Annotated in this window: 13 protein-coding genes; 8 read left to right on the top strand and 5 right to left on the bottom strand. The window is 74.1% G+C overall.

Translation table 11 applies throughout. The features are described from left to right. Nucleotides 1–50 precede the first annotated feature (50 nt). Genes ACFU5G_RS26720 through ACFU5G_RS26705 form a run of 4 tightly spaced genes read right to left on the bottom strand, consistent with a single transcriptional unit; the run spans nt 51 to nt 2,674 of the window. The gene (locus tag ACFU5G_RS26720; protein WP_377251576.1) at nt 51–695 is read right to left on the bottom strand and encodes an SDR family oxidoreductase; all 645 of its coding nucleotides are present in this window, start codon (nt 693–695) and stop codon (nt 51–53) included. Nucleotides 696–743: 48 nt separating this feature from the next. Next, a complete protein-coding gene (locus ACFU5G_RS26715; protein ID WP_377251574.1) occupies nt 744–1,550 on the bottom strand; it encodes an SDR family NAD(P)-dependent oxidoreductase in 807 nt (268 codons plus the stop codon). A gap of 15 nt (nt 1,551–1,565) precedes the next feature. After that, on the bottom strand, nt 1,566–2,294 hold the full coding sequence (locus ACFU5G_RS26710) for an NUDIX domain-containing protein (protein ID WP_377251572.1): 729 nt from the start codon (nt 2,292–2,294) through the stop codon (nt 1,566–1,568). Continuing rightward, nucleotides 2,291–2,674 carry a DUF4406 domain-containing protein gene (locus ACFU5G_RS26705; protein WP_377251570.1) on the bottom strand — a complete coding sequence of 128 codons (384 nt, stop codon included), beginning with the start codon at nt 2,672–2,674 and terminating at the stop codon, nt 2,291–2,293. The genes ACFU5G_RS26710 and ACFU5G_RS26705 overlap by 4 nt, the downstream gene beginning before the upstream one ends. 49 nt (nt 2,675–2,723) lie before the next feature. On the opposite strand from ACFU5G_RS26705, the gene ACFU5G_RS26700 reads away from it, so the two are divergent. The 4 genes from ACFU5G_RS26700 (at nt 2,724) to ACFU5G_RS26685 (ending at nt 6,406) form a co-directional block, all read left to right on the top strand. Then, on the top strand, nt 2,724–3,482 hold the full coding sequence (locus ACFU5G_RS26700; protein WP_377251568.1) for a DeoR/GlpR family DNA-binding transcription regulator: 759 nt from the start codon (nt 2,724–2,726) through the stop codon (nt 3,480–3,482). Between the two features lie 175 nt (nt 3,483–3,657). Beyond that, on the top strand, nt 3,658–4,080 hold the full coding sequence (locus tag ACFU5G_RS26695) for a hypothetical protein (protein ID WP_377251566.1): 423 nt from the start codon (nt 3,658–3,660) through the stop codon (nt 4,078–4,080). Nucleotides 4,081–4,210: 130 nt separating this feature from the next. Continuing rightward, complete coding sequence (locus ACFU5G_RS26690; RefSeq protein WP_377251564.1) at nt 4,211–5,227, top strand: ArsR/SmtB family transcription factor; 1,017 nt, start codon at nt 4,211–4,213, stop codon at nt 5,225–5,227. Between the two features lie 93 nt (nt 5,228–5,320). Further along, entirely contained in the window at nt 5,321–6,406 is a 1,086-nt protein-coding gene (locus ACFU5G_RS26685; RefSeq protein WP_377251562.1) for a phosphotransferase, read from the top strand. A gap of 40 nt (nt 6,407–6,446) precedes the next feature. On the opposite strand, the gene ACFU5G_RS26680 is transcribed toward ACFU5G_RS26685, so the two are convergent. Further along, nucleotides 6,447–7,196, bottom strand: coding sequence for an SDR family NAD(P)-dependent oxidoreductase (locus ACFU5G_RS26680; RefSeq protein ID WP_377251560.1), 750 nt, complete (start codon nt 7,194–7,196; stop codon nt 6,447–6,449). Between the two features lie 108 nt (nt 7,197–7,304). Here ACFU5G_RS26680 and ACFU5G_RS26675 point away from each other — a divergent pair, with 108 nt between their 5' ends. The 4 genes from ACFU5G_RS26675 to ACFU5G_RS26660 all read left to right on the top strand — a co-directional run bounded on the left by ACFU5G_RS26675 (nt 7,305) and on the right by ACFU5G_RS26660 (nt 9,589). Continuing rightward, a complete protein-coding gene (locus ACFU5G_RS26675) occupies nt 7,305–7,469 on the top strand; it encodes a hypothetical protein (protein WP_377251558.1) in 165 nt (54 codons plus the stop codon). Then, a complete protein-coding gene (locus ACFU5G_RS26670; RefSeq protein ID WP_377251556.1) occupies nt 7,469–8,176 on the top strand; it encodes a DsbA family oxidoreductase in 708 nt (235 codons plus the stop codon). Before ACFU5G_RS26675 ends, ACFU5G_RS26670 begins: the two co-directional genes overlap by 1 nt. Beyond that, a complete protein-coding gene (locus ACFU5G_RS26665; RefSeq protein WP_377251554.1) occupies nt 8,173–8,748 on the top strand; it encodes a TetR/AcrR family transcriptional regulator in 576 nt (191 codons plus the stop codon). The genes ACFU5G_RS26670 and ACFU5G_RS26665 overlap by 4 nt, the downstream gene beginning before the upstream one ends. A gap of 133 nt (nt 8,749–8,881) precedes the next feature. After that, nucleotides 8,882–9,589 (top strand): haloacid dehalogenase type II, encoded by a 708-nt coding sequence (locus tag ACFU5G_RS26660; RefSeq protein WP_377251552.1) that lies wholly within the window; start codon nt 8,882–8,884, stop codon nt 9,587–9,589. Nucleotides 9,590–9,662 lie beyond the last annotated feature (73 nt).

The following is a 9,662-nucleotide window of genomic DNA, read 5'->3' as shown; positions in this document are numbered from 1 at the left end:
AACTTAGGCCTCGAAGGGGAGGGCGCCCCAGCAGGAGGCGCCCCGCCGGCTCAGCCCGCGACCGCCTCGGCGATCGGCGTGTCGCCGTTGCCGAACTCGATGGTCCGCCCCACGGTGCTGCCGTCCAGCAGGACGGCGGCGATCACGCCCGCCACGTCGGCGCGCGCGACGCGCCCGTCGCCCGGGTCGGCCACGGCGATGAGCCCGGTGGGCTCGTCCATCGTGAGCGGCCCCGGCGCCAGGATCGTGTAGTCGAGCCCGGTGCCGCGCAGGTGCTCGTCGGCCGCCGTCTTGGACTCCGCGTACGCGAAGAACGAGTTGTCCTCGGGCACGCCGTGGCCGGGGCCCGCACCCAGGTAGGACACCATCACGTAGCGGCGGACGCCGGCGGCCTGCGCGGCGTCCATAGACCGGATCGCCGCATCACGGTCGACGGCGTAGGTGCGCGCGGGGTTGCCGCCGCCCGCGCCCGCGGACCAGACCACGGCGTCCTGCCCCTTCACGAGGTCGGCCAGGCCGGCCGTGTCGAGCTGCTCGACGTCGGCGACGACCGCCGTCGCACCGGTGGCCGCGACCTCCTGCTGGTGGTCGGGGTTGCGGAAGACGCTGGTGACCTCGTCACCCCGCTCGACGAGCAGGGGCGCGAGGCGGAGCGCGATCTTTCCGTGGCCGCCGATGATCAGAACGCGGGACATGGTGCTTCCTTCCGTCAGGTTCCGCACCAGGCTATGCCGCCGCGGCGCTCACGACAGGTGGGGCCGCACCGCGTCGAGGGCGTAGTCCATGAGCGCCCGGCCGAGCCGCGCGTCCCGGGCCTGGGCGCTGGGCTCGACCAGGGCGCCGTCGTCGAAGTAGTCGCCCGGCCGGGCCGGGCCGGTGAGCGCGGCGAGCACGTTGCCCGCCCCGCGCCGGACCGACACCCCGCCGATGTTGAACATCGCGTGCAGCAGCGGGGTGCTGATGACACCGGGGCTCAGGCTCACGGGCGTGACGCCGCGGTCGGTCCGGCCCGCCAGCCAGCGCGTGTACAGGATGATCGCGAGCTTGGACCGGGCGTAGGCCCGGACGGCGTCGTAGCCGCGCTCCAGCTCGATGTCCGCCAGGTCGAGGTCGGTCATCTCGTGCGTGGCCGACGCGAGGTTGACCACCCGCGCGCCGTCCGCGAGCGCCGGCATCAGCTCCTCGGTGAGGAGCACCATGGCCAGGAAGTTCACCTGGAGCGTGCGTTCGTGCTCGTCCGGCGTGACCTGCCGGGTGGTCGCCCCCGGTATGCCGGCGTTGTTGATCAGGGCGTCGACCGGGCCGCCCGCGATCCCGGCCATGGTGCGGGCCGCCGCGGTGACGTCGGCGAGCCGCTCGAAGTCGCACGGCACGTAGTCCACCTTGGCGGCACCCTCCGTGAGGACGTGCAGCACGGGGCGCACCTTTTCCTCCGGCTCGGGCCCCTGGACGATCACGTGCCGCACCCGGCCCACCAGCTCACGAGCGGTCTGCAGCCCGATGCCGCCCGTCGCACCGGTGACGATCACGGTTGATTCGTCGGAGATCATGCCGCTCCTCGTGGCTCACGTCCGTCGAGCGTAAGCAGCACTTTCGCCCGTCGTAACCCCTGCCGGCCCCGTTTCACCCGGCCCAGGTGCGAACGGGCCGTCCAGGGCGGCCCAGTGCAGGAGCAGGATGGTCTTGCCGTCGACGATCCGGCCGTCCCGGACCATCGCGAGGGCTTCCGCGAACGGGACCTCCAGCACCTCGATGTCCTCGCCGTCCTCCTCGAGGCCCCCGCCGGCGCCGGTCCGGTCGGCTGGGGTGTACGGAGCGGCGAAGAAGTGCAGGCGCTCGGTCACGGAGCCGGGGCTCATGTAGGCGTCCAGGACGTGGACCAGCTCTCCGAGCGTGACGCCGAGCTCCTCGGCGCTCTCGCGCCGGACGGCCGTGACGGGGTCGTCGAGGTCGAGGAGCCCGGCGGCCGCCTCGACGAGCATCCCGTCGGGGTGGTCGTTGACGTAGGCCGGATAGCGGAACTGGCGGGTGAGCAGCACGACGCCCCGTTCGACGTCGTAGGGCAGGACGACCGCACCGTTGCCGCGGTCGTAGGTCTCGCGCTGCTGGGTCTCCCAGCGCCCGTCGCGGCGGCGGTGGTCGAGCGTGGTGCGGCGCAGGACGTGCCAGCCCTGCGAGGTGAGCTCGACGTCGCGGACCACGACCGCGGGGTTGCGGTCCAGGTCGCGTCCCGCCTGGTCGAGACCGGTGCGGCCGCGATGGTCGGGGACGTCGACGCCGGGGCGGCCCGTCATGCGATCACCTGCGGCTCACGGCGGGGGATCTCGGCCACGTCGTGGTAGACGGGCAGCCCGCGGCGACGGGCGATGGCGACGTCCTGGTCGGCACCGGCGGAGTCGCCGGGCAGGCGGAGGACGGCGTCGCAGCGGGCGAGCAGGCGCTCGGCCGCCGGGTAGAGGACCTCGTCGGCGAGGGGGTCGGTGGGACCCGCGCCGGCGGCGCGCAGGACGGGCAGCGCCACCCACTCCCCGATCATCGGGATGTGGCCGGCGGCGAAGACGGGCCAGGCGGCGGCCTCGAGGCGGGCGAGGTTGGCGGCCATGGCGGTCGGGTCGCCGCCGGTGCCGGAGCGGTAGGGGCCGGCGATCAGGATCATCTGGGGTTCGTCGTTCACGGCTGCTACATTACATGCAGAAACGTGCAACAACGGGAGAGAACAAGAGATGCTGGCTGCGGAACGGCGGGACCACCTGCTCGGACTACTCGCTCGCGAGGGCAAGATCGTCGCCAAGGACGTCGCCGCCGCCCTGGGGATCTCCGAGGACAGCGTGCGGCGCGACCTCCGCGACCTCGCGGCCGAGGGACTGGTCCAGCGGGTCTACGGCGGCGCGCTCCCGGTCTCGCCGGCGGTGGTCGACTACGCGGCGCGGCAGGCCGTCGCCCCGGACAGCAAGCAAAGGGTGGCCGCGGTGGCCGCCGGGCTGGTGCAACCGGGCAGCGCGCTCATCCTCGACGGCGGGACCACCGCCCTCGCCGTGGCCCGAGCGCTCCCGCCGGAGCTCGCGTGCACCGTGATCACGCACAGCCCGACCATCGCCGTCGCCCTGCTCGACCACCCTGCGGCCGAGGTCTACCTGCTCGGCGGCAGGGTCTTCAAGCACTCCGCGGTCGCCTACGGGGCCGCGGCGGTCGAGGCCGCGCAGAACGTCTCCGCCGAGGTCTGCCTGCTCGGCGTCACCGGTGTCCACCCCGAGGCGGGCCTGACCACCGGCGACGCGGAGGAGGCCGCGATGAAGCGGGCGCTCGCCGCGCGCGCCGCGGACACCTACGTCCTGGCCTCGGCGGAGAAGATCGGGACCGCCTCGCGGTACCGGGTGCTGCCCTGGGCGAAGGTCAGCGGCGTGATCAGCGACGCGGCCCGGGACGACGCCGTCGTGGAGCAGCTCGTGGGGCAGGGCGTCGAGGTGCTGTTCGCCGGCTGAGCCGACGTCGGGCCGCCGCGGCGCGCGAGGTTAACAACGGCCGCACGCGGCCCGCAACGAAAACGCCCGACCGTTCCAGCCACGTCGAATCGGCCCCCACCGGGCCGGGCTCGTCCCTAGGTTCCGAAGGGTCGCGGTCGACCGGACCGTGGCCTCGGAGACAAGGGAGTTCACCATGTACCGGACGACAACCATGCGGGTGCTCGCGATCGGCGCGGCGCTGGGCCTGTTCGCGCTCGCACCGCAGACCTCGGCCCTGGCCGGGACCGGCGACGACCACCCCGCGGTCACCACGCAGGCCGCGAAGGCGGCGATCGCACACGAGACCGACGCCTCGGTCTCGTGCAACGACACGGAGGGCGACGACGACTCCAGCAGCTGGGCGGCGACCGCCAAGGAGCCGGCCAACATGCGCAGCGGCCCGTCCACGGCGTGCGCGAAGCTCGGCGTGCTGCAGACCAGGGACAAGGCCGACTACCACTGCTACAAGCCCGGCAAGGGCGGGACCTGGACCTATCTGCGCGACGACCGCACCGGTGCCAAGGGCTGGGTCAAGGACAGCCTGCTGGAGGACCGTGGCAGCGCGATCCGCTGCTGACGCGGGACGACGCCGGCCAAGGCCGACGTCATTTCACCCGGGGGTCCGCCCTCCCTCTTCATGAGGGGGCGGACCCCTCGTCGCGACCCGGAGGGGCCGCGAGCCGGCAGAGGGCGCGGGGGTGGCGGGCATGTTGCGGTTGCACTTCACGGAGCCGGACCTGCGGCGCGTGCGGCTGGCGGACGACGTGGACCCGCTGTGGGAGACCGTGCTCAGCCTGCACCAGCTGCAGACGCGCGAGGGCGCCCTCGCGTTCGACGGCTGGCGCGCGCTGGCCCGCTCGTGGGCGGGCGACCGGAAGCACCGCACGATGCTCGCGATGCTCGGCGCGATCGCCCCGCGCCGGCGCTACTTCCCGGACTTCCTGACCCCGGAGCAGGCGCGGGCCGGCCTCGACGCCGGGCTCGACGCGATCCTGGCGACACCTCGCGACCGGCTGGAGACCGAGCTGCGCGCGACCTACCGGGGCCGCGGCCGACAGGCGCCGCGGTGGATCGTGCAGCTCGCGACCGGTGCCCGGGACATGCGCCAGCTCCTGGTGCAGCTGCTGCGCACGTACCACTCCGACCTCGTCCTGCCGTACGCACCGACGTCGGAGCCGACGGTCGCCGCCGACCGGGCCCGCCGGGCGCAGGCGCTGCTGGCGCACGGGATCGACGGGCTGTGCGGCACGTTCGGGCCGCACGCGCGCTGGGAGCGCAACGTGCTCCAGCTCCCGTACCCCAACGACAAGGACCTGCACCTGGACGGCCGGGGCGTGACGCTCGTGCCGTCCTTCTACTGCTGGCGGACGCCGGTGGCGCTGGCCGACCAGGCGCTCGCGCCGGTCCTCGTGTACCCGGTGGAGCACGAGCCCAGGTCCTGGTGCCCGGCGTCGGACGACGAGCGGGTCGCCGGTCTCGGGGCCCTGCTCGGCTGCACCCGCGCCGAGGTGCTGCGCGCCGTGGCCCGCGGTGCGACGCCCGGCCGGCTGCGGCGCACTCTCGGCATCGCCCCCAGCGTGGTCACGCACCACACCTCGATCCTGCGGCAGGCAGGGCTGATCACGACCGTGCGGGACGGGCGGTGGGTGGTGCACGAGGTGACGCCGCTCGGCCGGGCCGTGCTCGACGGCGCGGGCCTCCCGGGACCTGGCCCGGCCGGCTGACCCCGGTATCACGCAAAGCATTCGCGTGGCCCGGGTGACGGCTGGTATCCCTGAGGAGGAGCCGCGACCCCTACCCGACATCGAGGGAAGACGATGACCGACCAGCGCCTGCCGGACGCCGAGACGATCGAGACCGTGCTCGCGTCCCAAGGGGGTGCGTGGGGCCGCGGGGTCCGGGTGCTCTCGGTGCGCGACCTGTCCCAGGGGCTGAGCCGGGCGGCGGTCCTGCGGGTCTGCGTCGCGGTGCCGCACACGGAGCCGTCGGTGTGGATCGTCAAGGTTCCCGGCTGGGGCCAGCAGTCCCTGCTCCAGTCGCGCGACGAGCAGCTCGACCACCGCGAGGCCAACTTCTTCCGGAGCGGCGTGGCGGGCCTGCTCCCCCGGGGGACGACGACGCCGCCGCACGTCACCGTGGTCGGCCACAACGGCCTCGACTGGATCATCATGCGCGACGTCGACGCCGTGCTGCAGCAGAGCTGGACCCCGGCGAACGCGATCACGGCCGCCGAGCGCACCGCGCTGCTGCACCTGCCGGCGGACGGCGAGCCCGGCCTGCTCGACGCCCCCTGGCTGGAGCGGGCGGGGTACGCCGCGTACGCCCATCACGTGCCGGAGGGGCACGACAACCTGGAGGCGCTGGCCGCCGACCCGCGCCTGCGGACGCTGTTCACCCCCGAGCAGGTCGACGCCCTGCACGCCGGCCTGGACGCCGCGCCGCACCTCGCGGCACGTGCCGCCGAGATCCCGACCACGCTGGTCCACGGCGACCTCACGCCCCGCAACGCGGGCCTGGACGCCGACGGCGCGCTCGTGCTGATCGACTGGGAGCACGTCGGCGTGGGGCCGGTCGGCTACGACCTCGGCACGTTCGTCTCGATGTACCGGGCGTTCGGCGGCCACGGCGAGCTGGACGAGCCCGCCGTCCTGGAGGCCTACGCCGAGACCCTCAGCACCCTGGCCGGCACCAACCTGCGGGCGCACGCGGCCCTCGGCTACGCCGTCGCCCACCTCACCTGGGGACTCCACCTACGCCTGGGCTCTGGCCTGACCGCAGTGCGGCAGGGGCTGAACAGCGACGCCCCGGCCAGGCTCGCCGCGCACGTCGACGACATCCGGTCCGGCTGCCTGCGCGCGCTGTCCTGGGCGCCCGTGACCCAGGCCGTGACCGCGGGCCGCTGAGCCGCCGCCGGGCGGTCCCGGCCGCGCGCGGCGGCGTCGGCTACGCCGTCGCGAACGCGTCCGCGAAGCTGAAGCCCTCGGGGCGGGCCGCCTCGACCCGGTCGCGGTCGCGGAGCATCTGCCAGTAGGTCTCCGCGAGCTCCTCCGGGGTCACCGAGGGCAGCTCGACGCCGTCGGGCAGCTCGAAGCCGGTACCGGCGTCCGCGTCGAGCTGCTGGTGGGCGGCGCTGCCGATGATCATCGCGTTGACCACGAGGGTGCCCACGTAGACGCCCTTGCCGGCCACCTCGCCGTGCAGCGAGTGGAGGTAGTTGCGGGTCGCGGCCATGGCGGGGCCCAGGCCGCTCAGCCCCGGCGCGGGGCTGACCGCCGTGCCGCCGTGGGTGACCAGGATCGCGCCGTCGCCGGCCGCGACCATGTCCGGCAGCACCCGCTGCACCAGGTGCACGGGGGTGCGCAGCAGCAGGTCGGTGTGGTGCTGCAGGCCGGCGACGTCGAGGTCGGCGGCCGGGACGAACCCCTCGGTGGTGATGGGCGCGTACTCCACGACGTCGATGGACCCGAAGCGGGCGCGGATGTCCGCGAGCGCCGCGTCGACCTGGTCGAGGTCGCGCAGGTCTGCGACGAACCGGGCCGCCTCGACACCCTCCTCGGCGAGGGTGGCGGTGAGCCGGTCGAGGGTCGCCGGCGTGCGGCCGACGAGGGCGACGCGGTAGCCCTCCCGCCCGAACCTGCGGGCGAGGGCCAGCCCCAGCCCGGGTCCGGCACCGAAGATCGCGATGGTGTTCATGGGGTTCCTCCCGGAGCCGATTACTTGACGGTCGGGTCAAGTTGCCCGACGGCGGCGACCGTAGCCCAAGTTGACGGGGGGTTCAAGTTAGACCTACTGTCCTTGACCATGAAGACGAGTGACACGGTCGCGGCGGCGACCCCGGTGGCCGAGACCCCGGCGGAGGTGACCCCAGGCGTCGTCGACGGCGCCCCGGTCGCCTCCTCCCCGTTCGAGCTCCTGCCCACGGGCGACGCGTTCGGCGTCTGCTCCGTGGACGGGGTGTGCTCCTGATGGCCGGTGCGTTCGGCCGGGCCGCCGACAAGCTCGTGATCGACGTCTGGAGCGACGTCATGTGCCCGTTCTGCTACATGGGCGACGCGCTCCTGGAGCAGGCCCTGGAGCAGTTCCCGCACTCCGACCGGGTCGAGGTGCGCTACCACAGCTTCCTGCTGATGCCGCAGCTCACCGGCGACGTCCCGATCGACCTCATGGACCTCCTGGTGGCCGAGAAGGGCTTCCCGCGCGAGCAGGCCGCGGCCATGCACGAGCAGATCTCGGAGCGCGGCCGCCAGCTCGGGCTGGACTACCGGTTCGAGCAGGCGAAGGCCGTCGGCACGCGCACCGCGCACCAGCTCAGCCACTTCGCGGCCGGCCACGGCAAGCAGCACGAGATGGTCCAGCGGCTGTTCAAGGCCTACTTCACCGACGGCCTGAACGTCGCGGACCACCAGGTGCTGGGCGACCTGGCCGCCGAGGTCGGCCTGGACCGCGACGCCGCCCTCGCGGCGCTCGCCTCCGAGGAGTTCGCCGGCGCCGTCGAGGCCGACATCCAGCAGGCCCGGCAGTACGGGATCCAGGGCGTGCCGTTCTTCGTGTTCGCCGGCAAGTACGCGGTCTCCGGCGCGCAGCCGGTGGAGTCGTTCCTGCGGACGCTGGAGACCAGCTGGAACGAGACGGTGGGCACCCCCGCCGCCGCCGGAGCCGGGGCCGATCGGTGACCGCTGACCCGCCGCGGCTCCGCGCCGACGCACAGCGCAACGTCGAGGGCATCCGGCTGGCCGCCCTCGACGTGTTCCGCGCGGGCGGGCTGAACAGCCCGCTGGACGAGGTGGCGCGGGCCGCGGGGGTCAGCAAGGGCACGATCTACCACCGCTTCGGGGGCCGGCAGGGCCTGATCGACGCGGTGGTCGAGGAGCTGTTCGCCGAGCGCATCGCAGGGATCATCACCGAGGTAGGCGCCATCGAGGACCCCGTCGAGCGGTTCGAGGGCTACCTGCGCCGCATCTGGCTGGTCGCGTTCGACGAGCCCGCCGCCAACGACGTGCTGCTGCGCACCCAGCCCGGCTCCGGGGCGCTGACGGCGCTGTGCGAGCGCGCCAGCGAGGTCGCCGGCGGGTTCCTCGCCGACGCCCAGGCGACCGGCGCGATCCGGGCCGACCTGAGCGCGGCCGACGTGTACGTGCTGATCTGGGAGCGCGGCATCATCGCGCGCGCCAGCGAGCCGCAGCACCGCGAGGGCTTCATCCGCAGCTTCGAGCACACCCTGCGGGGGCTGCGCAGCACCCCGTAGCCCTCGCCGGGTTCGGCGGTCCGTCCTTGATGTCGGCACTTTGCATCGAGGTCGGCACAGGCCTGTGCCGACCTCGATGCAGACTGCCGACGTCACGAGGAGCCTGCCGACGTCGGCGGCTAGCGTGGGGCCCATGCAGCCTGCAGTGGAGCGGACAGCCCGGCCGGTCGTCGTCTTCGACGTGCTCGGCACCCTCGTGGACCAGGCCGGGAGCCTGCGCCGGCAGGTCGCCGAAGCCACAGGGTCCGACGCCGCGGCCGACGTCGTCGGGCGCTGGCTCGACCACGTCGCCGCGCAGGAGCGGGCGATCATCGCGGGCCGGCGACCCTTCGCGCCCAGCCATCAGCTCGATCGCGAGGCGCTGGACGCCCTGGCCCGTCAGGGCCTGCTCCAGCCCGACGCCGTCGTAGTGCTGGCCGACGCCGCGGAACGGCTGGAGCCCTGGCCGGACACGGTGGCGGGCATCGACCGGCTCGCCGCCGACTTCGCGGTGCTCGGCCTCTCGAACGCGAGCCGCCGCGCCCTGGCCGGGCTCGGCGCGAACGCCGGGCTGCGGTGGCACCGGGTGCTGTCCGCCGAGGACGCCGGCACGTACAAGCCGGCCCCGGGGATCTACGAGCTGGCGCTGCGGAGCGTGCCCGCGACGTCGGGCCCGCCGTTCCTGGTCGCCGCGCACGCCTGGGACCTGCGCGGTGCCGCGGCCGCGGGCCTGCGCACGGCCTACGTGCCCCGGCCCGACGGCGACGCACCGGGCCCGGACGACACGTTCGACCTGTACGCGACGGACCTGAAAGACCTGCACGCCCAGCTCCTGGCCTTGCCCGGGGACGCCCCGGGCTGAGCCGCCGTGGCTGCTCTCCGAGCGCAGCCCCGCGAGGTCGGCAGTTGGCTTCGAGGTCGGCACAGGCCTGTGC

It is taken from the genome of Promicromonospora sp. NPDC057488 (genome assembly GCF_042802395.1).
Taxonomy (GTDB): domain Bacteria; phylum Actinomycetota; class Actinomycetes; order Actinomycetales; family Cellulomonadaceae; genus Promicromonospora.
This window is presented reverse-complemented; position numbering and strand designations above follow the sequence as displayed.

Bases quoted from the DNA above. Each gene is read 5' to 3' on its own strand.
- ACFU5G_RS26670 (WP_377251556.1), top strand. From the start codon at position 7,469: ATGGCCGGTGCGTTCGGCCGGGCCGCCGACAAGCTCGTGATCGACGTC.
- ACFU5G_RS26720 (WP_377251576.1), bottom strand. From the start codon at position 695: ATGTCCCGCGTTCTGATCATCGGCGGCCACGGAAAGATCGCGCTCCGC.
- ACFU5G_RS26715 (WP_377251574.1), bottom strand. From the start codon at position 1,550: ATGATCTCCGACGAATCAACCGTGATCGTCACCGGTGCGACGGGCGGC.
- ACFU5G_RS26710 (WP_377251572.1), bottom strand. From the start codon at position 2,294: ATGACGGGCCGCCCCGGCGTCGACGTCCCCGACCATCGCGGCCGCACC.
- ACFU5G_RS26695 (WP_377251566.1), top strand. From the start codon at position 3,658: ATGTACCGGACGACAACCATGCGGGTGCTCGCGATCGGCGCGGCGCTG.
- ACFU5G_RS26700 (WP_377251568.1), top strand. From the start codon at position 2,724: ATGCTGGCTGCGGAACGGCGGGACCACCTGCTCGGACTACTCGCTCGC.
- ACFU5G_RS26690 (WP_377251564.1), top strand. From the start codon at position 4,211: ATGTTGCGGTTGCACTTCACGGAGCCGGACCTGCGGCGCGTGCGGCTG.
- ACFU5G_RS26680 (WP_377251560.1), bottom strand. From the start codon at position 7,196: ATGAACACCATCGCGATCTTCGGTGCCGGACCCGGGCTGGGGCTGGCC.
- ACFU5G_RS26675 (WP_377251558.1), top strand. From the start codon at position 7,305: ATGAAGACGAGTGACACGGTCGCGGCGGCGACCCCGGTGGCCGAGACC.
- ACFU5G_RS26660 (WP_377251552.1), top strand. From the start codon at position 8,882: ATGCAGCCTGCAGTGGAGCGGACAGCCCGGCCGGTCGTCGTCTTCGAC.
- ACFU5G_RS26685 (WP_377251562.1), top strand. From the start codon at position 5,321: ATGACCGACCAGCGCCTGCCGGACGCCGAGACGATCGAGACCGTGCTC.